Below are 25,400 nucleotides of genomic sequence, written 5' to 3'. Positions count from 1 at the left end.
TTCCTACCTGACACCCGACGCCCACTGGCACACCATCTGGCGTGCCCTGGCGAACCCTGGCGAATAGTCGCCCGGCAACTCTCACCGGGCTACTGTCAACTCAGCCGAGTTCCTGGGGGCTTGATGTGAGCGGACAACCCAACACCCGTCTCGCGGACCTGTTCGGCCTGGCCGGCTGGTCCAAGGGCGAACTCGCGAGACTGGTCAACAAGCAGGCGGCGGCCATGGGCCACCCCCAGCTGGCGACCGACACCTCACGGGTGCGGCGTTGGATCGACACGGGAGAGATCCCGCGTGATCCGGTGCCACGGGTGCTGGCGGCTCTGTTCACCGAGCGTCTCGGCCGTGTCGTGACCATCGAGGACCTCGGTCTGGTCCGGCACGGGCGTGCGGGGAAACGGCCACGCGACGGGAGTGCGGAACATCCCGACGGTGTGCCGTGGGCGCCCGAGCGGACTGCTGCGGTCCTCACCGAATTCACGGGAATGGACCTCATGCTCAACCGACGCGGCTTGGTGGGCGCGGGTGCCGCGCTCGCCGCGGGCTCAGCCCTCAGCAGTGCCATGTACGACTGGCTGCACACCGATCCGGCCCTGACCGCCGACGCTCCCCAGTACGACGACCCCCTGCACGCCGACCCCGCGGGGTTCGACCGCTACGAGGCCGCCCCCATCGGGTCGCAGGAGATCGAGGAGCTGGAGCGCTCCGTCGAAGTGTTCCGGGCCTGGGACGCGGCCCGCGGCGGCGGGCTGCAACGCAAGGCGGTCGTGGGCCAGCTCAACGAGGTGGGTGGCATGCTCGCCTACCGGCACCCCGACCATCTCCAGCGGCGCCTGTGGGGCGTCGCCGCCAACCTCGCCGTCCTCGCGGGCTGGATGTCGCACGACGTCGGCCTGGAGCCCACGGCCCAGAAGTACTTCGTCATCGCCGCGCATGCCGCGAGAGAGGGCGGCGACCGGCCCCGCGCCGGGGAGGCGCTGTCCCGGGCGGCTCGCCAGATGGTGCACCTGGGCCGGCCCGACGACGCGCTCGACCTGATGAAGCTCGCCCAGTCCGGTTCCGGCGACGAGGTGCTGCCGCGGACCCGGGCGATGCTCTACACCATCGAGGCCTGGGCCCAGGCGTCCATGGGCAAGGGCCAGGCCATGCGCCGCACCCTCGGCCGGGCGGAGGACCTCTTCGTCTCCGACCGCGCCGACGTGCCCTCGCCGAGCTGGATGCAGACCTTCAAGGAGGAGGACCTGTACGGCATGCAGGCTCTGGCGTACCGCACGCTGGCGGAGCACGAGCCGGGCGCGGCCGTGCACGCCCAGCACTACGCGGAGAAGGCCCTGGCCCTCAGGGTCGACGGACGGCAACGGTCGAAGATCTTCGACTTCCTGTCCATGGCCTCCGCCTGCTTCATCGCCGACGACCCCGAGCAGGCCGACCGGTACGCCCGGCTCGCCCTGGTGTCGATGGGCTCCAACTCCTCCCACCGCACCTGGGACCGGCTGCGCCAGATGTACCGGCTCACCGCCCAGTACTCCGGCTACCCCAAGATCAGCGAACTGCGGGAGGAGATCAGGCTGGCGCTGCCCAAACCCAAGGGCAGGGGCGGCCACACCGCACCCGCGTGAGCCCCCGTCAGGCATCCCGCCGTGGTCAGCGCGTCACCCTGGCGATGAGCACGCAGGCGTCGTCCTCGCGCTCCGCCTCGCCGAACTCCTCCACGACCGCCCGTACGCACTCCTGGGCGGTACGCGCCCCGCCGAATCGCGGAGCCAGGCCGAGGAGACGGTTCACGGCCTCGGTGCCGCTGTGCCCGGGCACCAGCCCGTCCGTGTGCAGCAGCAGCAGGTCGCCCGCGTCGAGGGTCTCTTCGGCCTGCTCGTAGGAGGCACCGGAGGTCGCCCCGAGCAGGACGCCGGCCGGCGCGTGCAGCCGGCGCCCCGTCCCGTCGCGGAACAGCAGCGGGGCGGGGTGTCCGGCCTGCGCCCACACCAGGGTGCGGGTACCGGGCCGGTAGCGGCAGCAGACCGCGCTGCCGAGCGCGGGCTGCACGGTGGCGTCGAGCAACTGGTTGAGCCAGGTCATCAGCTGGCCCGGCTGGGTACCGGCCATGGCCATGCCGCGGACGGCGCCCAGCAGGGTCGCCATGCCCGAGGTCACGGCGACTCCGTGGCCGGTGAGGTCGCCGACGCTGAGCAGGGTCTCGCCGTCGGCGAGTTCCAGCGCGTCGTACCAGTCGCCGCCGATCAGGGCGCTCGTCGACGACGGCAGGTAGTGGGCCGCGAGGTCCAGGCTGTCGGGGCCCTGGTGCGGGAGCCGTAGGGAGCCGCGCCACGGCGGCAGCACGGCTTCCTGCAGCTCGACCGCGAGCCGGTGCTCGGTCTGCGCGCGGTGCCGGTGGCGCTGTAACGAGTCACGGGTCTCGTTCACCGCCCGCTGGCTGCGCCGCAGTTCACTGACGTCCCGCAGCACCGCCCACATCGACGCGGTGCTTCCGTCGGTGTCGAGCACCGGCTCGCCCATCATGTGCACGGTCCGTACGTCGCCGTCCGGGCGTACGACGCGGAACTCCCCGTCGATGGGCTTGGCGTCGACGAGGCAGTCGGTGACCAACGCCGTCAGCTTCGGCCGGTCCTCGTCGAGCACCAGGGACGGCAGCTCGTCGAGGGTCAGCGGGGGAGCGGCCTGGTCGCGGCCCAGGATCTGGTAGAGCTCGCCGGACCAACTGGCCTCGTCCGTCAGGAGGTTCCACTCCGCGCTGCCGACCCGGCTGAGCAGCGAGCCGCGCCGGGGAGCGGGCGGCACGGTCCGGGCGGCGGGCGCCGCCTCGCCGGGCGCGGGCACGGGCGGCGGGCCGTCCCGCAGCTGCGCCAAGTGCCCGTCCAGGTCGTCGAGTTGGTGTAGCGCGAGGTCGCACAGCGCGCGCTGCCACCGGTCCTGCGGGTCGGCGTCGTCCTGCTGGGTGTCCCGCCGTACGGCGTCCACGTCGCCCTTGAGCCGTCGCGCCTGCGATATGAGCGCATCGACCGAACCGCGTCCTGGCGGCTGGGCGGGTGGGCGGTCCGCAGAGAGGGGGGACGGCATGACGCACTCCGATGCGGGACGGTACGACCAAAGCGGGCGGAAGGACCGTTACGACTGTCGCACAGCCCGCGACGGGCTGTAAGGGATTTGGCAACAGACGGCACGGTGGTGCTTCTGGCATATGCCACAGTCTTCAGGGAGCGGTCGCACCGCGCGCCGGACGCGAGGTGCCGGTAAGTCAAGTCGCAGGCGCTGTACAGGACTTGGCCAAATGACGAACAACTGACGGGCATTCAGTCATGTGTTCGACGGCCCTGTGTTCCAGGGAGTGTGGCACAGCCCGATCGGGCCGTGCCAGAGGGCGTGGGTGGGGGGAGGGTGATGGGGGCGGATCGGCCAAAGTGACCCAGGTCACATCAACTTCTTCCGGGTTCGGCGTAATCCGAGCGGCCCTTCGAGGGTCGTAGAAGAGGCAGCGGCACAACGGCCGACCTCTTACCGGCAGTGGAGACCGACCATGGACGTCACTCTGGAGCAGCCCGCCCGCGCCCGACTGATCATCGCCCGGGACCGGGAGCTGCCCGTTCCCGCCTTGTTCCGCTACACCGCCGCGGATCCCCTGGCGGTGCACCTCGACTTCCCGCCCGAGGTCTCCCTGGACGGTGAGGAGGTCACCTGGACCTTCGCCCGCGCGCTGCTGGAGGAGGGCCTGGCCGGTCCGGCCGGGAGCGGTGACGTGCACATCTGGCCGTGCGGCCGGGCCCGCACCGTCCTGGAGTTCCACTCGCCGTACGGCCTGGCCCTGCTCCGCTTCGACACCTCCGCCCTGCGCCGCTTCCTGCTGCGGACGTACGCGGTGGTGGGCGCCGGACAGGAGGACCTCGCCGCGGTCGTCGAGCGCGGGCTGGGCTCCCTGTTCGACGGGGTGTGACCGGGGTGGGAGCCGGAGCGGGCCGGTCGTCCCCGCCGGGATACGGCTCCGGGCGTGGGGCGGGACCGACGACTGTCCGGGAGGCCGGCCGGCAACACGCGTACGCCGTTCGGCGTGGGGCGCGCGGGCGCGGTCCGGTCGCCGCGGTGAGCGCCCGTCCCGGCGCCGCGGTACGGCCCCGCGCCGCCCCGTCGTGCTCAGTACCGCAGCACCGCCGCCATGCCCTCGACGTCGGCCAGGGCGCCGTCCGGTACGAACCGGACCTCGGCGCCGGTCTCCAGGCACTGTTCGACGATCTCGTCCACGATGTCCTCGCGGGCGTCGAGGTCGCCGCTCGCGGCCGGGATCAGGTGGTCGCCGTCGTCGTCGCGCACCGTCACCCGGTAGTTCTCCTCGACGGCCAGCAGCCGCACCCGGCCCTCGCGGGCGCTCTGCCGCAGCTCGTCGACGCCGGCCGCGAAGGCCCGGCGCCCACGGGCCGTCTCGAGTGCCCGCGCCACGGAGTCGGTGGTCCGGCGGGCTTCGGCGGCGATCAGTGGCCGGACCGCCTGCCACGCGGTCTCGGGGGTGCCGTGGGCCAGGCCGCCGTGCGCGATGTGGACGGCGTCCCTGGTGGCCCCGCCCACCTCGGCCAGCAGTGACAGCGCGGCGGGCTCACCGGTGACGTACAGCGGACGGTCGTCCACGCGCAGCACCGCGGCCAGCGCGGCGTCCGCCTCGCGCAGGAACCGGCGGGTGTCCTCGTCGCGGAAGGTGCTGGGCGGGTCGCCGATCCGCTGCCGGCGTTCGGCGTCGAAGTTGTCCCGGCTCCTGGTCAGCGGGAAACCGCCGGTGCGGGCCTCGGCGACCCGGTCGGTGCCTCCGCTCCACAGCGTGGCGCGGTCCGCGGAGACCGACAGCACCCAGAAGGGACGCCCGGCGGCCTGTGCGGAGACCAGGTTGCGGGTCAGGAAGGTGTCGGAGAGCACCACGCGTTCGGGCACGGGCCGGGCCAGCGACCACACATGGTGCTCCCCCGGAGCGGCGAAGATCACCAGGCCGTCCTCGGCGTGTGCCAGGTCGACCTCGGAAAGGGCCTGGTCGAGCTGCCGGGCGACGTCCAGGCGGCGCTCCCGGAGGACGGCGGGATCGGCTTCCAGCATCCGCTTTGCCTCGGCCACCCCGTTGCGCAGGCGGAGCCGGTCCTGGGCGTTGTCGGGTCCGCGGCGGTGCGTGGGCGTCAGCACGGACACCGCGGGATAGGGGCGCGGGCGGCGCAGTTCGCTGAGGGCCGCGGGGCTGAGTGCGTACTCCATATGAGCACCATAGGACCGAATCGGGGACAGGGCATTTGGGGCAATGCGGGTGTGCGGTGAGCGGCTCGGATCTGCCGCTCCTGATGCCTGATGCCTGATGGCTGGTGCCCGATGGCTGGTGCGGGCCGGACCGGAGATCGCCCTGCATGACGACTGCCCCGAGGCCGCGCCGCACGCCGAGCCGTCCGGGACCGTGCGCCCGTGATCCGTGCGCCCCGATCCGCCCGGCCGCGCGAGGAGTACGGCCTCGCCCTGCCGGGTGCCGGCCCGTCCAGCCGGTGCCGGCCCGCCCGCCTGGGCGTCGGGCGGGCCGGGTGTGTGTCAGTCCCGGTCGCTCTCGGGGCCGCAGGAGCTGCCGTCGGGCGGGAGCGAGCCGTACAGGAGGAACGCGTCGACCTTCCCGTGCACGCACGTGGAGGACGCGTACCCGGTGTGTCCCTCGTCCCTGTTGTCGAGCACCACGGCCGAGTCGCCGAGCCGCCGAGCCGTCTGCACGGTCCAGCGGTACGGCGTCGCCGGATCGCCGCGCGTGCCCACGAGGAGCATCTTCGGAGCGCGGACGTCCCGCACCTTCTCGCGGATGAAGTCGGTGCCTTTGGGGCGGCCGTAGCACATCAGGTACTCGATGAGCCGGTAGCGGCCGAAGACCGGGGAGGCCTCCTCGTACGCGGCGCGCAGCCGGCCGAGGTCCCGGGAGATCCGGTCGGCGCCGGGGCGGTCGGGATCGTCCGCGCAGTTGATCGCCATCAGCGCCGCCGGAAGATTGTCGAGGGGCACCTCCTCCGGGTCGACCAGACCGCCGTTCGCACCGGCACCGGCACCGGCTCGGAGGCCGGACCCCCGCCACCCCGACCGGCCGCCGGAGAGCCCGAGGAGCGCCCGGGTGTCCCCGTCCTCGACGAGCGAGGCCAGCGCCCGCTCCAGCGTGGGCCACAGGTCCTCGCTGTAGAGGGCCTGTCCGATGGCTCCCACCAGATCCTGCCCGGTGAACTCCCCGCCGAAGTCCGTCGGCACCGGGTCCTCGTCGAGCGACTCCACGAGCCGTACGACCTCCTCCCGGGCCGAGCGCGCGTCCGTGCCGAACGGGCAGGCGATGTCCTTCACGCACCAGTCGAGGAAGTCCTCGAGCGCCCGCTGCTGTCCCGCCGCTCCCGCCACACCCTGCTCGGACAGCGGTTCGGTCAGGGTGTCCACGCCGTCGAGCACGAACCGGCCGACCTTCTTGGGGAACTGGGCCGCGTACACCGCGCCGAGCCGGGTTCCGTACGAGAAACCGAGGTAGTTGAGCTTCTTGTCGCCGAGGGCCTGGCGCATCACGTCCAGGTCGCGGGAGGCGTTCACGGTGCCGATGTGCGGGAGGACGGGCCCGGAGTGCTTCGCGCACGTGGCGGCGGCCTCGCGTATCCGGTCCAGTACGGCCCGCGGATCAGCGGTGATCTCCGAGTCCTGGGCCGTCACCAGGACGGACTGCTCGGCGTCGTCGCCGCAGCTGACCGGCGAGGACCTGCCCACGCCCCGGGGGTCGAAGGACACCACGTCGTAGCCGTCCGTGAGGCCCATGAAGTCTTCTGCCCCACCCGCGAGTTCGCCGACGCCGGCGCCGCCCGGACCGCCGAAGTTCAGCACCACCGAACCACGGGACTTCACCGTCGCCCGGTACCGGGCGAGGGCCAGGTCGAGGGTGGGCCCGCGCGGTTTCGCGTAGTCGAGGGGGACGGTGACCTTCCCGCACTGGAGATCCTTGGGCATCTCCATGCCCTCGCACTTCCGCCAGGTCACCTTCTGACGGTAGAACCGTGACAGATCCGGCTCGGAACCGTCCGGCGACGCCGCCGGGAGCCCCGCTCCGAGCAGCGCCAGCCCGGCCGCCGAGGCGATCGCGCAGCGCCGGGCCGTGGGCCGCGGCGACAGCTTGGCCAGCATCAATGCCTCCAAAGGCGCCCGTCGCGGACCAGGAAGCGGCGCCCTGGATCACGATAGGCGGACCTCGCGGGACCCGCCTGCGGGCGAGCGGGATCCCGGCGCCTGCCCTACTCTCTGCCCGCTCACCGCGCCCGAGGATTTTACCGCCGGTTCGATCGTCATGACACTCGATGGGGTGAAAGGCCGATAAGCCATAACTCTGATGGTTCGCCCGCGTTTTATCCGGTGCGGGCGCGTGCCCGCGACCATGTCTGGAAGGCAGGGACCCATGAGACGGGTGACCCGAAACGGGATGATGGCCGTCGCCGCCTGCTCCGGCGCGATGGCGATGGCGATGGCCGCGCCGGCGTTCGCCGACTCCGTGGCCGGCGGGGCCGCGGCGGGCTCGCCGGGACTGATCTCCGGCAACACCGTCCAGCTCCCGGCACAGGTGCCGGTGAACGTGTGCGGGAACACCGTGAACGTGGTCGGGCTGCTCAACCCCGCGGTCGGCAACAGGTGCGCCGGCGAGGGCCGCGGGCTGTCGGCGGAGGCGCCGGGCGGGACGAGCGCGGACGCGGGCGGCGGAGCGAGCGCGGACGGCGGCGGGCAGGACGCGCCGGGCGTGCTCTCCGGCAATGGGGTGCAGCTCCCGGTCCGGCTGCCCGTGAACGTCAGCGGCAACAGCGTGAACGTGGTGGGTGTCGGCGACGCGGCCGTGGGCAACGAGTCCGCGCACACCCCGCAGGACCGGCCGACCGTACCCGATGGCCACGACCGCCCCGGCCCTCCGGTGAAGCGGGCCCCGGAGCCGACGCCGCCGCCGGCGGCGACGACGCCCGCCCCGCGGCCGGCCGAGCCGGGGCACTTCACCGGCACCCTCGCCCGTACCGGAGCCGACGGGACCGTGCCCGCCCTCGTGGGCGGTGCGGCGCTGGTGCTGGGCGGAGCGGCGGTGTACCGGCGCTTCAGCCCCTCGGCGGCGTGTCCTCCTGCGGGAAGCGCGCGCCGGGACGCGGGACGCTGACGCCGTACGTGCCCGGCGCGGATCGGCTGCCAGGGGCGCGTGCGGTAGCCGGTGCGGTCCGCCTCGGTCGGGTCCGGTCCGATTCCGTTCGGTCGTGGGCCGGGCCCGCGTCGGCTGTGGCTCGGCCGGTTCAGCCGTCGGCGCGATGGAAGCGGCGGTGCAACGCGCGTACGTCTTCGACCAGTTCGGGTACCGGACCCGCCACCTTCACACCGGGCGCCACCTCCTGGACGGGGAGCGTCCGCACCGGCGGCGCGGGGACACCCAACTCACCCAGCCACGCGGCGAGTTGCTCGGAGGAGGCCACGTACACGATGCGGCCCAGGCCGACCCAGGCGTGCGCGGCGGCGCACATCGGGCAGTGCTCGCCGGACGTGTACACGGTCGCGGCGGCCCGTTCCCCGGGTGTCAGCCGGGCCGCGGACCAGCGGGCCAGGGCGAACTCGGGGTGCCGGGTGCGGTCGCCGGAGGCCACCCGGTTGTGCTCCTCGGCGAGTACCGTGCCGTCCCCTCCCACCAGCACCGAACCGAACGGCTCGTCCCCGGCCTCCAGCGCCTCGGCCGCGAGCTCCACGCAGCGGCGCAGATGAGGCAGGTCGGTGTCCCGCACGACCATGGGGTACGCCCCTTCCCTGGGCTGATCTTGACCTGAGCGTAGGCGCGCGGGCGGGCGGCCGTAAACGTCGTTGCCGCCCGGGCGGGCGGATGGTGGAGTGAGCGCATGGATCACAGCGCGGTACTCGCCCTCTACGACCGGGACATGCGCGAGGGCGCGCAGCCGGACGGCCCCGGTGCCCGGATCGAACGGTCGGAGCGTGTGGTGCGCCAGGTCGCCTCCGCGCAGGGCTGGAACGGGGTGGTCTGGTCCCGCCTCGACGAGGCGTCCGCCGACGCCGCGATAGCCGAGCAGATCGCCCGCTTCTCCGCTCTGGGCCACGAGTTCGAGTGGAAGCTCTACGGGCACGACGTTCCCGTGGACCTCGGACGGCGGCTCGGAGCGGCCGGGTTCACAGCCGAACCGGAGGAGACACTGATGATCGGCGAGGTCGCCGACCTGACGATGGACGCCGACCCGCCCGAGGGCATCCGTCTCCTGGCGGTCACCGACCCGGCCGGCGTCGATCTCGTCGCGGACGTCCACGAGAAGGCGTTCGGCACCGACAGCTCCCGGCTGCGGCACCAGCTGCTCGCGCGGCTCCGGGAGGACCCGGACACCGTCCTCTCCGTCGTCGCGCTGGACGGGGACACGCCGGTGAGCGCCGCCCGCATGGAACTCGTCCCCGGCACCCGCTTCGCGGGCCTGTGGGGCGGCGGCACCGTCGAGGGATGGCGCGGCCGGGGCATCTACCGCGCGCTCGTCGCGCACCGGGCCCGCGCCGCCGTCGCCCGCGGTTACCGGTACCTCCAGGTCGACGCCTCCGGCCAGAGCCGCCCGATCCTCGAACGCCTCGGCTTCCAGCCGCTGACCACGACGACGCCGTACGTGTACGTGCCGTAACCCCGCCGCGCACACGGGAGACCGCGCGGGCCGGCGCACCACCAGGTCTCACCCGTGGCGCGTCACCTCGCACGAACGGCGCGCCGGCTCTTTCGCCGGCGCGCCGTTCGTCGTGGGTCGCCCGCCGCGTGCCCCGCACCCGCGCGCGTCACCCTCCGATGCCGATCGTCCGCCCTCTGCCTGCTGCCTGCTGCTCTCCGCCGCCTGCGGCCTCCGTGCCCGCGGTCACACCTGTCAGCGGCGTGCCTTCGCCCGGTCCAGTGCGGCCACGCCGACTGCGGCGAGGCCGATCTGGATCAGCCACTCGACCCAGTCCACGCCCTTGGTGTCGGCCACGTCGAACGCGCCGGCGATCGCCGAGCCGATCAGCGCGGCGATGATGCCGACGGCGATCGTCCACAGGATTCCGATGCGCTGGCGTCCCGGGATCACGAGCCGGCCCAGGATGCCGATGACGATGCCGATGATGATGGCGCTGATGATGCCGTCGATCTCCATCTCCGCCCCTCCTCGTCCTTCGTCAGGACCCCCGTATCCGTGCGTATGCCCCCTGCGGCCGGGGACACTCCGGCTCCGCCGCGCCCATGGGCCCAAACGCGGTGGCCGTGCCCGCCCGAAGCCCTGCCGGACGGCCGGCTCGCCCTCGCGTACGCTGCGAAGCGCAGTGCGAGGGAGAGGCGGACCGCGGGTGGAGGAGTCGGTACTCGGTGGCGGCGCGGTCAACGAGGTGGTGCGGGTCGGCGCGAGCGTGCGGCGCACGCCGTCCGCCGGCTCGGACCGGGTACGGGACCTGCTCGCGCTGTTCGAGCGGCGGGGCTGGCCGGGCGCCCCGCGGTTCCTCGGAACGGACGAGCGGGGCCGGGAGATGTTCTCCTACATCGAGGGACGCGCGGCGCTGACCGCGGCGGAGCGCGCCGCCGCCCGCACCGACGACTGTCTGATCCGGGTGGCCCGGCTCGTACGCGACTTCCACGACCTGACGCACGGCACACCGCCGGCCGGGGACCGCGACGTCGTGTGCCACAACGACCTCGCCCCGAAGAACACCGTGTACGCCGTGGACGGTGACGTCCGGCGCCCGCTGGCCTTCATCGACTGGGACCTGGCCGCACCGGGGGAGCGCGTCCATGACGTCGCCCACGTGTGCTGGCAGTACCTGGACCTCGGGCCGGGTGTGAGCGACGTACCGGAGGCGGCCCGCCGGATGCGGCTGATCTGCGACGCCTACGGGCTCACCGGACGGGACGGTCTCGTCGAGACGGTCCTGTGGTGGCAGGACCGCTGTTGGCGGGGCATCGAGAGCGAGGCGGAGCGCGGGGCGCCCGCCATGGTCGCCCTGCGTGAGGCCGGGGCCGTCGACGAGGTGCGCCGCGCCTGGGAGTGGGTCGACGGCCACCGTCGCGAACTGGGGAGCCGGCTCGCGTCACCGCGCTGACGCCGGGTGTGCGAGCCCTGCCGGCGCGCTCGGCGGGCGGGTCCGCGCTGCGCCGACCGGCCCCGCCGCGTCTTCCGTCGTGCTCCGTTCCGTCGGCTCCTATGCCCTGGGGGCGCTCCTCGCAGCCGTACCGATGCACATCAGTCCCAGGATCACGGCCAGGGCGCCGATGATGATGTTGTTCCAGATGACTCCGGCGTCCGGGTTCTCGCCGACGATCCAGGGCGAGACGATCATCCACACACCCAGTGCGCACATGGCCCAGCTCAGGCCGTACATGCGCTCGGGGGCCCGGGTGAATCCGAGGGCCAGCAGACCGATGGCGATGCCCAGGATCAGGTTGTGGGCGACGAGGCTGGGCTGACTGGTCGTGTAGTGGAGTATCCAGGGCGACACGGCGCAGTACAGACCGAGCAGGAAGACCGGTCCGTCCACGAGCGCCACATCGCGTCCGCCGAGCATGCGGGCGTAGCGTGCCCGCATTTCCGAAGCATCCGGGTGGCTGGTGATGTCACCTCTGGTGTGCGAGACATCGGCCATGACTTGTCTCCTTTGGCTAGCGGGCCCGACCGCGTCTGGTGCGGTATGCGGTAAGCGCCGCGTAAGCCCATTCTGCTCTTATTCAGCCTTTATGTGTAGAGGGTTCCGCGTCGCTCCGGGGAGCACCGTCCCTCCCCGGGGCGACGGGAGAGCCCGGGGGGTGACTCTCCGCGGGCAGCGCTCCGGCCGGGCCGTGGCTGCGTTCACTGCTTCCGGTCCGGGGACCGTCCTCGTGCAACGCCAGGCGCGGCACCCCGCGTTGGGGACGCGGGCAGGCTTCGTCACCCGAGGTCGGTGCGCGGGCCGGTTCCGCGTCGGTGAACGACTCCGGTGCCCGTCGCGCGCTCATGAGGACGACTCCTCAGGCCGGGTCCGACCTCGTGGGAGCACGGGACGCCGTCCTCAACTCGCACTGATTCCGCCACGTACAGTCGCCGCATGAGCGAGTTTGAGGGGGTGCGGGAACCGGACGTGGGGCTCACCACCGGGGCGCTCGCCCGCAGGCTCGGGGTGTCCCCGACCACGCTCCGCTCCTGGGACCGCAGATACGGCATCGGTCCGGCGGTCCGCGTCGAGGGCAGCCACCGCCGGTGGACACCGCGGGACGTGCTCCTGCTGGAGACGATGTGCCGGTCACGAGCCCGCTTGAAGCGGGCGAGCCCCTCGGCCAGGCCGACGATCGGGTCCGGGCCGTGCGTCCGGTGCGCCAACGGTCGTGCTTGGTGCGGTAGTCGGCGGTGGCCGCGTGCGGCCGGGCCGCGAGGACCTGCCGGTGGAAGTCCCGCCAGGCCAGCTGCCGTACGAAGGCCTCGGCGCCGGGACCGCCCGTCCCGCGCGCCCGGTGGACCAGCTCGACGGCGGACAGGGAGCCGAAGTGCAGGTGCGGCGACAGACGTGAGGTGGTGTCACCGGCGAGGTCGTCGTGCCCGTCCTCGTACCTGGCGACCAGCCCCCGCAGCCAGACCGACAGGCGCTGCCTGCCTTCCGGTTCACCGCCCCGGGCCAGACCCGGCGACACCCCCGGCAGGGTGTCGCGGGAGGGGAGCGGCTCCGAGCCGACGCCGTCCGGCACGTGGACCGCACGCGGAGGGGCGAGGGTCTCGCGCAGGCGCTGACCGGACCACTGGCGGAAGTACGGGGTGAACACGGCGAAGTGGTCGGACGACGCCGGAGTGGCCGCCCCGGGCGCGACGGCCGTGGTCACCGTGTCGTGCACGTGCAGCCGCCGCCCTTCTCCCTCCAGGGCGCGGCGCAGACGCTCCTCGCGCCGCCGCGCGTACCCGGAGACGTCGGCCGCCATGTGGACCTCGTCGGCGTCCGCCTCGGCCGCCACCCTGCACACCTGGTCCACCACGTCCCCGGACCGGAACACGAGCCTGCCACCGCGTCGGCGCAGCCCCGTGTCGAGGTCCCGCAGGCAGTCGGTCAGGAAGGCCAGCCGGTTGGCGGCGGCGAAGCCGGCCCGGTCCACACCCCTGTCGCGCACGAACAACGGCACCACCTGGCGGCCCCCCTCACCGGCCGCCCGCAGTGGAGGGTGGTCGTGCAGGCGCAGATCGGCGGTGAACAGGACGACCGAGACGTTCATGGCGCGCGCTCCGGTGACGAGGAGGAGGTGACGATGAGCTGCTTCGGGACCGGTCGCCTCGGCGGATGCGGTGATCAGCGGGCGGATGCCCGTTCACTCGGGGGAGTGAGCGGTGCCCGGGCGGCGGCCTTCGCGATGTTGCGGGCCATGCCGCCGAACACCACGGAGTGAAAGGGCGAGACGCTCCACCAGTACGCGTGACCCAGCAACCCGTGCGGATGGAACAGGGCCCGCTGGCGGTAACGGGTGCGGCCCCGGCTGTCGGACTCGGCGGACATCTCCAGCCACGCCAGGCCCGGCAGCCGCATCTCCGCCCGCAGCCGCAGCAGCCGCCCCGGCTCGATCTCCTCGACGCGCCAGAAGTCCAGCGAGTCACCCGCCCGCAGGCGGGCCGCGTCCCGCCGCCCCCGGCGCAGGCCCACCCCGCCCACCAGCCGGTCCAGCCACCCCCGCACCGCCCAGGCGAGCGGGAAGGAGTACCAGCCGTTGTCGCCGCCGATCCCCTCGATCACCCGCCACAGGGCCTCCGGGGAGGCGTTCACGGTGAGCTCCCGGCGGTCCGTGTACAGGCTGCCGCCGGCCCAGTCGGGGTCGGTGGGCAGCGGGTCGCTCGGCGCGCCGGGGACCGAGGCGGACGACCAGCGGGTGGCGACCTGCGCGTCCTGGATGCGGCGCAGTGCCAGCCGGACGGCCTCGTCGAACCCGAGAGGGTGTCCGGGCGGGGCGGGCACGTACCGCTCGATGTCGTGTTCGTGGCACACCACTTCGTGCCGCAACGACTCGGTGAGCGGCCGGGCGATGCCCCGGGGCACGGGGGTCACCAGCCCCACCCAGTGGCTGGAGAGGCCGGGGGTGAGGACCGGCACGGGCACGATCACGCGACGCGGGAGCCCGGCGATCGCGGCGTACCGCGTCATCATGTCCCGGTAGGTCAGCACGTCCGGCCCGCCGATGTCGAAGGTCCGGTTCACCTCGCTCGGCATGCGTGCGCTGCCGACCAGCACGCGCAGCACGTCCCGGACCGCGACCGGCTGGATCCGGGTGCGCACCCACCGCGGGGTCACCATGACCGGCAGCCGTTCGGTGAGGTGGCGGAGCATCTCGAAGGACGCCGAGCCCGAGCCGATGACGACCGCGGCCCGCAGCACGGTCGTCGGGACGCCCGACGCCAGCAGGACGCGGCCCACCTCGGCGCGCGAGCGCAGGTGCGGCGACAGCTCCCGCTCGGGCACTCCCGCGGGGGCGAGACCGCCGAGGTAGACGATCCGGCGCACCCCGGCCGCGCGGGCCCGCTCGCCGAAGATCCGGGCCGCCGCGCGGTCGGTCTCCTCGAAGCCGCTGCCGGTGCCCAGGGCGTGCACCAGGTAGTAGGCGACGTCGACGTCCCGCATCGCCGCCGCGACCGACGCGGCGTCCGTGACGTCTCCGCGCACCGCCTCCACCTCGCCCGCCCACGGGTGGTCGCGCAGGGCGCCGGGGGAGCGGGCCAGACAGCGCACCCGGTACCCCTCGGCGAGCAGTTCCGGGACGAGCCGGCCGCCGATGTACCCCGTGGCGCCGGTCACCAGGCAGCGTGGCCCGTCTCCTGAGTCGTCCGTGTTCATCGGCCTCGCTCCCCAACGGTGTCGGTGCCTACGATGATCCCTTCCGCGCAGGCGGCCCGTCCGGATGCGGGCCCTTCTATAGGCTGATCGCGTGGGCACAGCAGACGAACGGGCGCGGCGGACGGGTGAGCGGGCACCCGCGGAGGCGGCGGTGGGGACCGACCTGCAGTCCTTCGCGGTCCAGCTGCGGCGGATGAACGGCGAGATCAACCGGCTGGTCCATGGTTTCGCGGGCGAGCACGGGCTGCACGCCACGGACGTCCAGGCGCTCGCCGCGATCCTGGACGCCACCGAACCGATGACGCCGGGGCGGCTGCGCGGACACCTCGGGCTCACCTCGGGGGCCGTCACGGCCTGCATCGACCGGCTCGAACGCGCCGGACACATCCGCCGGGTCCGGGAGAGCGCCGACCGGCGGGTGGTCCACCTGTACTACGCGGCCGACGCCAGATCGGCCGCCCGCAGCCACTTCCGCCCGCTGGCGCGCGCGACGGACTCCGCCCGCTCCCGCTTCACCGAGGCCGAACTGGCGGTGGCCCTGCGCTTCCTCGCCGCGATGAACGACGAGCTGTCCCGGCTGAGGCCGACGCAGACCTGACGCGAGCGGGTGCGGTGCATCCGGTGCCCGGGTGGCCGGGGAAGAACGGGCAGGCACTACGATCGGCGTTCCCATGTACCTCAATCATTGAGATTGTTTTTCATGGAGATTGTTTCGTCCGGAGATGCGTCCCGTCCCCTGAAGCTGGAGAACGATGTCCCCCGCCCCCCGACGGCCCCGCCTGCTCGTCCCCGTCCTGCTGCTGCTCGTCTGGCTCGTCGCGGGCGGCGCCCTCGGCCCGTACGCCGGCAAGCTCGGCGAGGTCGCGACCAACGACCAGGCCGCCTTCCTGCCGCGCAGCGCCGAGTCCACCGCGGTGATCGCCGAACAGCGCGCCTTCCGGCAGGAGGAGACCCTGCCCGCGATCGTCGTCTGGACCGCCGACGATGACGCCGGTGCGACGACGGCCCGGCAGGAAGCGGCCGGCCGGGCGCTCGCCTCACTCGCCGGGACCCCCGGCCTGGTCGGCCGTCCCTCGAGCGCGATCCCGTCCGACGACGGGAAAGCCCTCCAAGGCGTGGTCCAGCTCCGCCCGGACCTCGGCGACGCACTGCCCGACGCGCTCGAACGCGTTCGGGGCGCCGCCGAGCAGGTACCGGGCACCACCGTCCAGGTGGCCGGCCCGGCCGCGACCCAGGCCGACCTGTCCGACGCGTTCGCGGGCATCGACGGACTGCTGCTGGCCGTGGCGCTGGTCACCGTCCTGGTGATCCTGCTGCTGGTCTACCGCAGCGTGCTGCTGCCGCTGGTGATCATCCTCGGCGCGGTCTTCGCGCTGGGCGTGTCCTGCGCCCTCGTCTACGTCCTGGCCGACCACGACGTCCTACGGGTCGACGGTCAGGTCCAGGGCATCCTCTCCATCCTGGTGATCGGCGCGGCCACCGACTACGCCCTGCTGCTCACCGCCCGCTACCGGGAGGAACTGGCCCGGCGTGCCGACCGGTTCCAGGCCGTGCGGGCCGCCCTCGGGCGGTCCTGGGGCGCGATCGTCGCCAGTGCGGCGACCGTCGCCCTCGGCCTGCTCGCCCTCCTGCTCAGCGACCTGACGAACAACCGGGCGCTCGGCCCGGTCGGCGCGATCGGCATCGGCTGCGCGGTGCTCACCTCGCTCACCTTCCTGCCCGCGGTGCTCGTCCTGCTCGGCCCCGCCGCCTACTGGCCCGCCAAGCCCCGGACCGTCGACGGGGGCGCCGGCTCCACGGTGTGGCGCCGCGTCGCCGGCCTGGTCGACCGGGCCCCGCGCAAGGTCTGGTCGATCACGCTCGCCGTCCTCCTGGCGTGTGCCGCCTTCGCCCCCACCCTGAACTCCTCGGGCGTCCCGCTCGACGAGACCTTCGTCGACGACGCCCCCTCCGTCGTGGCCCAGCAGACGCTGGCCCGGCACTTCCCCGGCGGCTCGGGCAACCCGACCGTGGTCGTCGCGAACGCCGGCAGCGCGGACCGGGTGGTGTCGGCGGCCCGGGACACCGAGGGGGTCGCCTCGGCGGCGGCCGTGACGCGGTCCGGCCGTCCGGGCGGCAAGACGCTGGTGGCGGACGGGCGGGTGAGGGTCGACGTCACCCTCGGCGCCGCCGCCGACAGTGACGCCGCCAGGGACACGGTGGCCCGGCTGCGCACCGCGCTGCACGACGTGCCCGGCGCCGACGCGCTGGTCGGCGGCTACCCGGCCCAGCAGTACGACACCCTGCGCACGGCCGAACGGGACCGCACCCTGATCGTCCCGGTGGTGCTCGCCGTCATCTTCCTGATCCTCACCCTGCTGCTGCGCTCCCTGTTGATGCCGGCCCTGCTGGTGGTCACGGTGGCCCTCAACTTCGCGGCCACGCTGGGGATCTCCTCCCTCGTCTTCCGGCACGTGCTCGGCTTCACCGGCACCGACCCGTCCGTGCCGCTGTACGGCTTCGTCTTCCTGGTGGCCCTGGGCGTCGACTACAACATCTTCCTGATGTCCCGGGTGCGTGAGGAGTCCCTGCGGCACGGTGTACGGCAGGGTGTGCTGCGCGGTCTGGTCAGCACCGGCGGGGTGATCACCTCGGCCGGTGTGGTGCTCGCCGCCACGTTCGCCGCGCTCGGCGTGATCCCGCTGGCGTTCCTGGCCCAGATCGCGTTCATCGTCGCCTTCGGCGTGCTGCTCGACACGCTCGTGGTGCGCTCGCTGCTGGTGCCGGCGCTGGTGCGGGACATCGGGCCGACGGCGTGGTGGCCGGCCCGGCCCGGCGCACGGACGACGCCGGAGGCTCCGTGACGGGCCGACGGATCAGTTCCGGACGGGGACACATGTCCGGGCGGCTCGTGGGCAACCGGATTGTACGAGAGGTCTTGTTCAGTGTCGAAAGTTCTCAGTGGGAAGTTCTCAGTGGAGGTGTCTGCCGTCATGAGCGCCAAGGTGTTGGAGCGGTTTCCTGCGGGAGCTCCTCGCGGATCGTGGCCGGCGGAGGAGTTCGCGGCCGCGCGTCGCGCAGAGGGTGAGCCCGCGAAGGTCGTCATGGACCTGAAGTCGGACGCGTTCCTGGTGGTGGTCCCGGAGGGCGACGAGGACTGACCACCCTCCCGCGCCATCGCGTCGGCCGACCGGCTGCGTGTCGGTGCGGACCGCGTGTCCCCACGGTCGCCCTGATGCGGCGGTCGTACGGCCTCCCGACGGCGACGAGCCCGTGGTGAGCGGGGCCGTCGCCTCGGCGCGTGGGGCGGGGCGGGTGCGGTGAGGGGTCGGCCGTCCGGGTCGCCGTCCTGTGTGGTGACGGTGACCGCAGGGCGGTCCGGGCTGTCCGGTGCCACGGGCTGCGAGGTCGTACCAGCGGGCCGGCGGGCGACGCCCCGGCGACCGGACGCCCCGGACGCACCGGCGACCGAACGCACCGGACGCCCTGGACGCACCGGAAACCCGTCGCCGAGTCCGGCGCGGAAGATGAGCCTGGTCCTCGACGCCCCCTGCGGGGAGAGCGGTCGCAGGACCAGGCCGCGGCGCGACCGGTGTCGGTGGCCGGGTTCGTGGACACCAGGTCCGTCACACCGCCTCGCCTCGCGCACGTCCGCCCATGTCGGGGTCGTGGGCCCGGGGAGCCCCGACCGAACAGTCAGGGCTGCGGACGAGTGAACCCGGTGTCCGTCACCGGGTGCCTCACAGGTCGGCACTCACCGGGCGTCCGCACCCTCCGCCGCCGAGAGCTCCCGGGCCCGGCGTACGAAGCCCTCGTACAGATCCTGCGCCGCTCGCGGCACCGACTCGGCACGGCGGCGCTGAAGCATCAGCAGCACCCTGGTCGCATCGTCCGCCAGAGGCCGGTAGGTGATGGTGCCGAGCCTCTCCAAGGGGTCGTCGATCACACTGAAGTCCGGCAGGACCGTCGCCCCGAGCCCCTCGGCGACCATCAGCTTGCCCATCTCGGCGCCGTCGGTGGAGTACGAGAACGACGGGGCGCGGCCGTCCAGGAGCCGGTGCACATAGCGGTGCATGACGTAACCGGAGCGCATCGCGATCAAGGGCTCGGCGAGCAGGTCGTCCACCGTCACCGAGGCCCGGGAGGCGAGCGGGCTGTCGGGGCGTACGCACACCACGGGCCGCCCGCAGAGCAGCCGCGTCGACTCGAAGCCCGCGGGCACGTCGTCGCCGTCCAGCTGGTTGACCAGACCGAGGTCGAGACCGCCCTCGGACAACGCCCGGTGGATGTCCGTCTGTTGCGCGCCGACCACCTCGACCTGGGTGACCGGGTGCGCCGCGCGGAACTCCCGCACCACCGGCACGAGCAGGGGCACGGTCGCCGCGTTCACCGTGCCGACGCGCACCATGCGGCTGATGCGGTGCTGCTCGCCCGCCGCGGCCCGCAGCCGGTCCACCGCCTCCAGGACGTGCACGATGTACGGCAGCAGCTCACGGCCCGCCGCGCTCATCGTCGCCCCGGACCGTTTGCGCTCCAGCAGGTCCACTCCCAGCTCCCGCTCCAGATTGCGCACGGTCTCGCTCAACGCGGGTTGCGACAGGCGTAGTTCGTCCGCCGCCCGGCGCAGGGAACCGAGCCGGGTGACCGCCGTGATGTATTCCAGCTGTTCGGTACGCACGCGAAGCAGAATGCGGGTCGATTCGCGGCCCGTTCAAGGGTTTCCCTGTCACACGTTCGTGAATTTCCATGGTCCGGGATACGAGACCGGTCGGGTTTTCCTTGACGGCCCGCATCGCCGACTGCCACCATCGACGGCATGAAGATGCGACTGGACCTCACGCGGCGACGCCATGTCGACCTCGCGCGCGTCTCCAGCGCCTCCTGTTGCGCCGCGGCCTGATCCGCCGCCCTTCTCCGCGCCCGCCCTGTCGCCCTGACCCGGCGCAGAAGCCTGCCGCGTTCTCCCTTCACCGCCCGAATCACGCGAGCACCGTCTGAATCCGGCGACCTCCGTCTGAATGCGGAGTCATCGATCCGGATCCAGGACCACTGATCCCGATGCGGGACCGCCCATCCGGATCCAGCGGTTCCCGCGCCCTTTCGATTCGGCGTTCCCGAAATTCCCCGCGCATTCCGCAACAGGAGTTCCGCATGCCCGCAGCGCCCGTGAAATTCGCCTATTGGGTCCCCAATGTCAGCGGTGGCCTGGTCACCAGCAGGATCGAGCAGCGCACCGACTGGGGGTACGAATACAACCGTGAACTCGCCGTCCTCGCCGAGAACAACGGCTTCGACTACGCGCTCAGCCAGGTCCGCTACATGGCCAGCTACGGCGCCGAGTTCCAGCACGAGTCGACCAGCTTCAGCCTCGCCCTGCTCCTGGCGACCGAGCGCCTGAAGGTCATCGCCGCCGTCCATCCCGGGCTGTGGCATCCCGGCGTCCTCGCCAAACTCGGCGCCACCGCCGACCACCTGTCCCACGGCCGCTTCGCCGTCAACGTCGTCTCCGGCTGGTTCAAGGGCGAGTTCACCGCCCTCGGCGAGCCCTGGCTGGAGCACGACGAACGCTACCGCCGCTCCGAGGAGTTCATCCGCGCCCTGCGCCGGATCTGGACCGAGGACCACGCCGAACTCGCCGGTGACTTCTACCGGTTGCGGGACTTCTCCCTCAAGCCCAAGCCGCTGAACACGCCCGAGCGCCCGCACCCCGAGATCTTCCAGGGCGGCAACTCCACCGCCGCCCGCGCCATGGCCGGCCGGGTCTCCGACTGGTACTTCTCCAACGGCAAGGACTTCGACGGGGTGAGCGAGCAGCTCGCGGACGTCCGCAGGTCCGCCGCCGAAGTCGGCCGCAAGGCACCCAAGTTCGGCCTCAACGGCTTTCTCATCGCCCGCGACACCGAGGCCGAGGCCCGCGACACGCTCCGCGAGATCGTCGCCAAGGCCGACACCGAGGCCGTCGAGGGCTTCGGCGCGGCCGTGAAACAGGCGGGCCGGTCCACCGCCGACGGCAAGGGCATGTGGCAGGACTCCACCTTCGAGGACCTGGTCCAGTACAACGACGGCTTCCGCACCGGACTCATCGGCACGCCCGAGCAGATCGCCGAGCGGATCGTCGCCTACAAGAAGCTCGGCGTCGACCTCCTGCTCCTCGGCTTCCTCCACTACCACGAGGAGGTCCAGTACTTCGGCAGCCGCGTGCTGCCCCTTGTGCGGGAGCTGGAAGCCCGGCTCCCCGACGCCGAGGCCGAGTCCGTCCCCGCGCACGCCTGACCGCTCCCCGCCGCCCGCACCGCACCGCGAAAGAGGTCACCCCACCATGAGCGCCGTCACCCCCACCGACTGGCAGACCGGCCCCGCACCGCGCACCGCCCAGGACTGGATCGCGCGCGCCGCCGACGTGGCCGCCGTCCTCGCCACCGACGCCGCCGCCCGCGACCGGGCCGGCGCCACGCCGCACGCCGAGGTGCGACTCCTCAAGGACTCCGGTCTGGTCACCCTGCTGGGACCCGTCGAGCACGGGGGCGCGGGCCAGGACTGGCCCACCGCCTACCGCGTCGTCCGCGAGGTGTCCAAGGCCGACGGATCCATCGGGCAGCTCCTCGGTTACCACTACCTGTGGAACTGGGCCGCCCGGTTGGTCGGCACCCGCGAACAGTGGGAGCACGTCGAGGCCGAGGCCGCCAGGAACCGCTGGTTCTTCGGCGGGGCCGTCAATCCCCGCGACAAGGACGTGACCGTCACCGAGGACGGCGACGACCTCGTCTTCACCGGCCGCAAGTCCTTCTCCACCGGCAGTAAGGTCTCCGACGTCACCGTCCTCGAAGGCGTCCTGGACGGCACCGACCAGCACGTCTTCGCGATCGTGCCCTCCGACAGCGAGGGCCTGACCTTCCACGACGACTGGGACAACATCGGCCAGCGGCTCACCGAGAGCGGCAGCGTCACGATCGACGGCGTCCGCACGCCCTGGTCCTCGGCGGCCGGCTACGTCGACAAGGTCTTCCAGCCGCGCACGTACAACACCCTCAACGTCCCGACCATCCAGCTGGTCTTCGTCAACTTCTACCTCGGCATCGCGGGCGGCGCGCTGGAGACGGCCGCCACCTACACCCGCGAGAAGGCGCGGTCCTGGCTGCACGGCGGCCATGAGCGCGCGGTCGACGAGCCGTACGTCATCGACACCTACGGCGACCTCACCGCGAAGCTCTGGGCGGCCGAGGCGCTCGCCGACGCCGTCGCCGCCGAAGGGCAGACGCTGCACGACGACCCCGACGCGGTCACCGAGCAGTCCCGCGGCGACTTCGAGGTACGGGTGGCCGCGGTGAAGGCCCGCGCCACCGACGTCGCCCTGGAGATCGCCAGCCGCATCTTCGAGGTGACCGGCGCCCGCTCCACGAACAGCGCCGAGGGCCTCGACCGGTTCTGGCGCAACGTCCGCACCCACACCCTCCACGACCCGGTCGCCTACAAGCGGCGCGAGGTCGGCCGCTGGGTCCTCGAAGGCGAACTGCCCGAACCCACCTGGTACTCCTGACCCACCGGGGGCGCCTTCGCGTGAGGGCGCCCCCTCCTTCCGAAAGAGGACCCCATGGCCACCGTCCTGTCCGTCTCCGGCAGCCCCTCCGCCTCCTCCCGCACCGGCAGGCTCCTGCGCCACCTCGACGCCCGCCTCGCCGCCCAGGGGCACGAGGTGATCCCGCTCGACGTCCGCACCATCCCCGCCGACGCCCTGCTCGGCGCCGACTTCCGGCACCCCGCCGTCGTCGAGGCCACCGCGCTGTTCGCCCGCGCCGACGGCGTCGTCATCGGCACCCCCGTCTACAAGGCCGCCTACTCCGGCGTCCTCAAGGCGCTGCTGGACCTGCTCCCGCAGTACGCGCTGGCCGGCAAGACCGTCCTGCCGCTGGCCACCGGCGGGACGACCGCCCACGTCCTGGCCATCGACTACGCCCTGCGCCCGGTGCTCAGCTCCATGGGCGCGGCACACATCGTGCAGGGCTGGTTCACCCTCGACAAGGACATCACCGCCCACGAGGACGGCTCCCTCACCGTCGTCCCGCCCGCGATCGAGGCCCTCACGCAGGTCCTCGACCAGTTCTCGACGGCCCTGGGCCGGGCGCCCCTGCTGGCCGCGGCGAGCTGACCCCGTGACCGCGAAAGTCATCGCCGACGACGTCGAGGCCCTGACCGTGGCCCGGTCCCTCGCCGACGAGTTCCGCACCGGTGCCGGCGAGCGGGACGCCGAACGCCGGCTGCCCCGCGCGGAACTGGACCGGCTGACCGCCGCCGGCCTGCTCGCGGTCACCGTGCCCGCCGAGCACGGGGGAGCGGACGTGCGCCAGGAGACCCTGGCCGAGATCTTCCGGCTGCTCGCCTCGGCCGACGCCAGCCTCGCCCAGATCCCGCAGAGCCACTTCGTGTACGTCAACGTGATCCGCCGTCAGGGCACCGCGGAGCAACGCGACTTCTTCTTCGGCGAGGTCCTCGCCGGGCGCCGCTTCGGCAACGCCCAGTCGGAGGCGGGCACCCGGCACGTCCAGGACATCCGCACCCGCCTGGAACCCCGCCCCGGCGGCTCGTACACGCTCACCGGCGTCAAGCACTACTCCACCGGCGCCCTGTTCGCCGACTGGATCCCGGTGCTGGCCCGGGCCGCGGACGACACCCTCCAGGTCGCCTACGTGCCCCGGGACGCGCCCGGGCTCACGGTGATCGACGACTGGGACGGCATGGGCCAGCGCACCACCGCCAGCGGCACCGTCCGCCTGGAGCGGGTCCCGGTCCCGGCCGACCGGGTGCTCCCGCACCACCTCACCTTCCAGGGGCCCCAACTGCACGGCGCGGTAGCCCAGTTGCTGCACGCCGCCATCGACACCGGGATCGCCTCCGGAGCGCTGGCCGAGGCCGCCGCGTTCGTCCGGACGAAGAGCCGGCCCTGGTTCGAGAGCGGGGCCGAGACCGCGGCCGAGGACCCGCTCCTCATCCAGCGGTTCGGTGAACTCGCCCTCCAGGAGCGGGCGTCGCGGGCGCTGCTGCGCGAGGCCGGCCGCGCGGTGGACGCGGCGCGCGCCGACCTGACCGACGACTCGGCGGCCGAGGCGTCCATCGCCGTCGCCGCCGCGAAGGCGCACGCCGCGCACACCGCCGTGGAGATCGCGGGCGCCCTGTTCGAGGTGGCCGGCACCCGCTCCGCCCTCGACTCCCTCAACCTGCACCGGCACTGGCGCGACGCCCGCACCCACACCCTGCACGACCCCGCCCGCTGGAAGGTCCAGCACATCGGCCGGTACGTGCTCAACGGCACCCGGCCGCCCCGCCACGGCCTCCTCTAGTGCCGCTCCACCGTGACGTTGCGACCGTTCAGAACGGAGACCCCCGTGTCCCTCACCTTCCACTGGTTCCTCCCCACCAACGGCGACAGCCGCCATGTCGTCGGCGGCGGCCACGGCACCCCGGCGACCGTCTCCGGACGGGACCGGCCGCCGACGGTCGCCTATCTGAGCCAGATCGCCCGGGCGGCGGAGGACCTGGGCTTCGTGGGCGCGCTCACCCCCACCGGCGCCTGGTGCGAGGACGCGTGGCTGACCACCGCGATGGTCGCCCAGCAGAGCGAACGCCTGAAGTTCCTGGTCGCCTTCCGCCCCGGCTTCGTCTCCCCGACCCTCGCCGCGCAGATGGCCTCCACCTTCCAGCGGCAGACCGGCGGCCGGCTGCTCCTCAACGTCGTCACGGGCGGCGAGAGCCACGAGCAGCGGGCCTACGGCGACTTCCTCGACAAGGACGCCCGGTACCGCCGTACCGGTGAGTTCCTGGAGATCGTCCGAGGGCTGTGGGAGGGCAAGACCGTCGATCTGCACGGCGAGCACCTCCGGGTCGAGGACGCCAGACTGGCCCGGGCGCCCGACCCGGTCCCCGAGGTGTACTTCGGCGGTTCCTCACCGGTCGCCGGGGAGGTGGCCGCCCGCCATGTCGACGTGTACCTCACCTGGGGCGAGCCGCCCGCCCAGGTCGCCGAGAAGATCGCGTGGATCCGGGGGCTGGCGGCGGAACAGGGCCGCACCCTCCGCTTCGGCATCCGGCTGCACGTCATCAGCCGCGACACCTCCGCGCAGGCCTGGGCGGAGGCGGAGCGGCTGCTCGCCGGGTTCGACGCGGACACCGTCAGCTCCGTACAGGCCGGGCTGGCTCGCAGCGAGTCGGAGGGCCAGCAACGGATGCTCGCCCTGCACGGGGGCGGCAGCCGGGACGGACTGGAGATCCACCCCAACCTGTGGGCCGGGATCGGGCTGGTGCGCGGGGGAGCGGGGACGGCGCTGGTCGGCAGTCACGAGGAGGTCGCCGAGCGGATCAGGGAGTACGCCGCGCTGGGGATCGAGGAGTTCGTCCTGTCCGGGTATCCGCATCTGGAGGAGGCGTACTGGTTCGGGGAGGGAGTGCTGCCCCGGCTGGCGGCGGAGGGGGTGTGGCGGCACCCCGGCGGGAAGCAGGCCGCGCCCTCCGCTCAGGTGCCGTTCGCGAGCTGAGCCGGGGTGGCCCCGCTTTCCTGAGGCGACGGGAGACCGGCTCCCCCGCCGCGCTTCCTC

At 73.0% G+C, this 25,400-nt stretch carries 22 protein-coding genes and 2 pseudogenes; 15 read left to right on the top strand and 9 right to left on the bottom strand.

What is annotated here, in order from left to right:
* Window positions 1-125: 125 nt before the first annotated feature.
* A complete protein-coding gene (locus QQS16_RS05070; RefSeq protein WP_286060406.1) occupies window positions 126-1,619 on the top strand; it encodes a DNA-binding protein NsdB in 1,494 nt (497 codons plus the stop codon).
* A 25-nt stretch (window positions 1,620-1,644) separates the two neighbouring features.
* Here QQS16_RS05070 and QQS16_RS05065 read toward each other — a convergent pair whose 3' ends face one another.
* Window positions 1,645-3,075 carry a PP2C family protein-serine/threonine phosphatase gene (locus tag QQS16_RS05065; RefSeq protein ID WP_286060405.1) on the bottom strand — a complete coding sequence of 477 codons (1,431 nt, stop codon included), beginning with the start codon at window positions 3,073-3,075 and terminating at the stop codon, window positions 1,645-1,647.
* 457 nt (window positions 3,076-3,532) lie between these two features.
* On the opposite strand from QQS16_RS05065, the gene QQS16_RS05060 reads away from it, so the two are divergent.
* Window positions 3,533-3,946, top strand: a complete 414-nt coding sequence (locus tag QQS16_RS05060; protein WP_286060404.1) for an SsgA family sporulation/cell division regulator — start codon at window positions 3,533-3,535, stop codon at window positions 3,944-3,946.
* A gap of 197 nt (window positions 3,947-4,143) precedes the next feature.
* On the opposite strand, the gene QQS16_RS05055 is transcribed toward QQS16_RS05060, so the two are convergent.
* Entirely contained in the window at window positions 4,144-5,241 is a 1,098-nt protein-coding gene (locus QQS16_RS05055) for a baeRF3 domain-containing protein (RefSeq protein WP_286060403.1), read from the bottom strand.
* A 321-nt stretch (window positions 5,242-5,562) separates the two neighbouring features.
* The gene (locus tag QQS16_RS05050; protein WP_286060402.1) at window positions 5,563-7,164 is read right to left on the bottom strand and encodes an alpha/beta hydrolase; all 1,602 of its coding nucleotides are present in this window, start codon (window positions 7,162-7,164) and stop codon (window positions 5,563-5,565) included.
* Window positions 7,165-7,432: 268 nt separating this feature from the next.
* On the opposite strand from QQS16_RS05050, the gene QQS16_RS05045 reads away from it, so the two are divergent.
* On the top strand, window positions 7,433-8,170 hold the full coding sequence (locus QQS16_RS05045) for a chaplin (RefSeq protein ID WP_286060401.1): 738 nt from the start codon (window positions 7,433-7,435) through the stop codon (window positions 8,168-8,170).
* A 130-nt stretch (window positions 8,171-8,300) separates the two neighbouring features.
* Here the strand turns inward: QQS16_RS05045 and QQS16_RS05040 are convergent, their stop codons facing one another.
* Window positions 8,301-8,786, bottom strand: coding sequence for a nucleoside deaminase (locus tag QQS16_RS05040; protein WP_286060400.1), 486 nt, complete (start codon window positions 8,784-8,786; stop codon window positions 8,301-8,303).
* 105 nt (window positions 8,787-8,891) lie between these two features.
* Here QQS16_RS05040 and QQS16_RS05035 point away from each other — a divergent pair, with 105 nt between their 5' ends.
* Window positions 8,892-9,668, top strand: a complete 777-nt coding sequence (locus tag QQS16_RS05035; protein WP_286060399.1) for a GNAT family N-acetyltransferase — start codon at window positions 8,892-8,894, stop codon at window positions 9,666-9,668.
* Window positions 9,669-9,902: 234 nt separating this feature from the next.
* Here the strand turns inward: QQS16_RS05035 and QQS16_RS05030 are convergent, their stop codons facing one another.
* Window positions 9,903-10,166: a GlsB/YeaQ/YmgE family stress response membrane protein gene (locus QQS16_RS05030; protein ID WP_286060398.1), complete on the bottom strand. Its 264-nt coding sequence runs from the start codon at window positions 10,164-10,166 to the stop codon at window positions 9,903-9,905.
* Between the two features lie 190 nt (window positions 10,167-10,356).
* On the opposite strand from QQS16_RS05030, the gene QQS16_RS05025 reads away from it, so the two are divergent.
* Window positions 10,357-11,103, top strand: coding sequence for a phosphotransferase (locus tag QQS16_RS05025; RefSeq protein WP_286060397.1), 747 nt, complete (start codon window positions 10,357-10,359; stop codon window positions 11,101-11,103).
* A gap of 99 nt (window positions 11,104-11,202) precedes the next feature.
* On the opposite strand, the gene QQS16_RS05020 is transcribed toward QQS16_RS05025, so the two are convergent.
* Window positions 11,203-11,643 (bottom strand): SPW repeat protein, encoded by a 441-nt coding sequence (locus tag QQS16_RS05020; protein WP_286060396.1) that lies wholly within the window; start codon window positions 11,641-11,643, stop codon window positions 11,203-11,205.
* 438 nt (window positions 11,644-12,081) lie between these two features.
* On the opposite strand from QQS16_RS05020, the pseudogene QQS16_RS05015 reads away from it, so the two are divergent.
* A pseudogene (locus tag QQS16_RS05015) lies at window positions 12,082-12,276 on the top strand (MerR family transcriptional regulator); the annotation flags it as partial.
* Between the two features lie 25 nt (window positions 12,277-12,301).
* Here QQS16_RS05015 and QQS16_RS05010 read toward each other — a convergent pair.
* Both QQS16_RS05010 and QQS16_RS05005 read right to left on the bottom strand, forming a co-directional pair.
* A pseudogene (locus tag QQS16_RS05010) lies at window positions 12,302-13,231 on the bottom strand (deoxyribodipyrimidine photo-lyase); the annotation flags it as partial.
* A 74-nt stretch (window positions 13,232-13,305) separates the two neighbouring features.
* Entirely contained in the window at window positions 13,306-14,835 is a 1,530-nt protein-coding gene (locus QQS16_RS05005; RefSeq protein WP_286060395.1) for an SDR family oxidoreductase, read from the bottom strand.
* 91 nt (window positions 14,836-14,926) lie between these two features.
* On the opposite strand from QQS16_RS05005, the gene QQS16_RS05000 reads away from it, so the two are divergent.
* The 3 genes from QQS16_RS05000 (at window position 14,927) to QQS16_RS04990 (ending at window position 17,975) form a co-directional block, all read left to right on the top strand.
* Window positions 14,927-15,433, top strand: a complete 507-nt coding sequence (locus QQS16_RS05000) for a MarR family winged helix-turn-helix transcriptional regulator (RefSeq protein WP_502963762.1) — start codon at window positions 14,927-14,929, stop codon at window positions 15,431-15,433.
* A 154-nt stretch (window positions 15,434-15,587) separates the two neighbouring features.
* Window positions 15,588-17,678, top strand: coding sequence for an MMPL family transporter (locus tag QQS16_RS04995; RefSeq protein WP_286060394.1), 2,091 nt, complete (start codon window positions 15,588-15,590; stop codon window positions 17,676-17,678).
* A 129-nt stretch (window positions 17,679-17,807) separates the two neighbouring features.
* Window positions 17,808-17,975 (top strand): DUF8839 family protein, encoded by a 168-nt coding sequence (locus QQS16_RS04990; RefSeq protein ID WP_286060393.1) that lies wholly within the window; start codon window positions 17,808-17,810, stop codon window positions 17,973-17,975.
* 593 nt (window positions 17,976-18,568) lie between these two features.
* Here QQS16_RS04990 and QQS16_RS04985 read toward each other — a convergent pair.
* A complete protein-coding gene (locus tag QQS16_RS04985) occupies window positions 18,569-19,492 on the bottom strand; it encodes a LysR family transcriptional regulator (RefSeq protein WP_286060392.1) in 924 nt (307 codons plus the stop codon).
* 138 nt (window positions 19,493-19,630) lie between these two features.
* On the opposite strand from QQS16_RS04985, the gene QQS16_RS43460 reads away from it, so the two are divergent.
* The 6 genes from QQS16_RS43460 (at window position 19,631) to QQS16_RS04960 (ending at window position 25,340) form a co-directional block, all read left to right on the top strand.
* Entirely contained in the window at window positions 19,631-19,714 is an 84-nt protein-coding gene (locus tag QQS16_RS43460; RefSeq protein ID WP_350760414.1) for a putative leader peptide, read from the top strand.
* 251 nt (window positions 19,715-19,965) lie between these two features.
* The gene (gene sfnG, locus QQS16_RS04980; protein WP_286060391.1) at window positions 19,966-21,087 is read left to right on the top strand and encodes a dimethylsulfone monooxygenase SfnG; all 1,122 of its coding nucleotides are present in this window, start codon (window positions 19,966-19,968) and stop codon (window positions 21,085-21,087) included.
* Between the two features lie 46 nt (window positions 21,088-21,133).
* Window positions 21,134-22,351, top strand: a complete 1,218-nt coding sequence (locus tag QQS16_RS04975; protein WP_286060390.1) for an acyl-CoA dehydrogenase family protein — start codon at window positions 21,134-21,136, stop codon at window positions 22,349-22,351.
* Between the two features lie 54 nt (window positions 22,352-22,405).
* Window positions 22,406-22,960 (top strand): NADPH-dependent FMN reductase, encoded by a 555-nt coding sequence (gene ssuE / locus QQS16_RS04970; protein WP_286060389.1) that lies wholly within the window; start codon window positions 22,406-22,408, stop codon window positions 22,958-22,960.
* Window positions 22,961-22,964: 4 nt separating this feature from the next.
* Window positions 22,965-24,149 (top strand): SfnB family sulfur acquisition oxidoreductase, encoded by a 1,185-nt coding sequence (locus QQS16_RS04965; RefSeq protein ID WP_286060388.1) that lies wholly within the window; start codon window positions 22,965-22,967, stop codon window positions 24,147-24,149.
* Between the two features lie 45 nt (window positions 24,150-24,194).
* On the top strand, window positions 24,195-25,340 hold the full coding sequence (locus tag QQS16_RS04960) for an LLM class flavin-dependent oxidoreductase (RefSeq protein ID WP_286060387.1): 1,146 nt from the start codon (window positions 24,195-24,197) through the stop codon (window positions 25,338-25,340).
* Window positions 25,341-25,400 lie beyond the last annotated feature (60 nt).

Origin of the sequence: Streptomyces sp. ALI-76-A, assembly GCF_030287445.1 — a bacterium.
In the GTDB taxonomy this organism is placed as follows: domain Bacteria; phylum Actinomycetota; class Actinomycetes; order Streptomycetales; family Streptomycetaceae; genus Streptomyces.
The sequence above is the reverse complement of the archived record's forward strand: the minus strand, read 5'-3'. Positions and strand labels throughout refer to the sequence as shown.

Coding starts and splice junctions, on each gene's coding strand:
- QQS16_RS05065 (WP_286060405.1), bottom strand. CDS start 3,075: ATGCCGTCCCCCCTCTCTGCGGACCGCCCACCCGCCCAGCCGCCAGGA.
- QQS16_RS05060 (WP_286060404.1), top strand. CDS start 3,533: ATGGACGTCACTCTGGAGCAGCCCGCCCGCGCCCGACTGATCATCGCC.
- QQS16_RS05055 (WP_286060403.1), bottom strand. CDS start 5,241: ATGGAGTACGCACTCAGCCCCGCGGCCCTCAGCGAACTGCGCCGCCCG.
- QQS16_RS05050 (WP_286060402.1), bottom strand. CDS start 7,164: ATGCTGGCCAAGCTGTCGCCGCGGCCCACGGCCCGGCGCTGCGCGATC.
- QQS16_RS05045 (WP_286060401.1), top strand. CDS start 7,433: ATGAGACGGGTGACCCGAAACGGGATGATGGCCGTCGCCGCCTGCTCC.
- QQS16_RS05040 (WP_286060400.1), bottom strand. CDS start 8,786: ATGGTCGTGCGGGACACCGACCTGCCTCATCTGCGCCGCTGCGTGGAG.
- QQS16_RS05035 (WP_286060399.1), top strand. CDS start 8,892: ATGGATCACAGCGCGGTACTCGCCCTCTACGACCGGGACATGCGCGAG.
- QQS16_RS05030 (WP_286060398.1), bottom strand. CDS start 10,166: ATGGAGATCGACGGCATCATCAGCGCCATCATCATCGGCATCGTCATC.
- QQS16_RS05020 (WP_286060396.1), bottom strand. CDS start 11,643: ATGGCCGATGTCTCGCACACCAGAGGTGACATCACCAGCCACCCGGAT.
- QQS16_RS05005 (WP_286060395.1), bottom strand. CDS start 14,835: ATGAACACGGACGACTCAGGAGACGGGCCACGCTGCCTGGTGACCGGC.
- QQS16_RS04995 (WP_286060394.1), top strand. CDS start 15,588: ATGTCCCCCGCCCCCCGACGGCCCCGCCTGCTCGTCCCCGTCCTGCTG.
- QQS16_RS04990 (WP_286060393.1), top strand. CDS start 17,808: ATGAGCGCCAAGGTGTTGGAGCGGTTTCCTGCGGGAGCTCCTCGCGGA.
- QQS16_RS43460 (WP_350760414.1), top strand. CDS start 19,631: ATGAAGATGCGACTGGACCTCACGCGGCGACGCCATGTCGACCTCGCG.
- sfnG (WP_286060391.1), top strand. CDS start 19,966: ATGCCCGCAGCGCCCGTGAAATTCGCCTATTGGGTCCCCAATGTCAGC.
- QQS16_RS04975 (WP_286060390.1), top strand. CDS start 21,134: ATGAGCGCCGTCACCCCCACCGACTGGCAGACCGGCCCCGCACCGCGC.
- ssuE (WP_286060389.1), top strand. CDS start 22,406: ATGGCCACCGTCCTGTCCGTCTCCGGCAGCCCCTCCGCCTCCTCCCGC.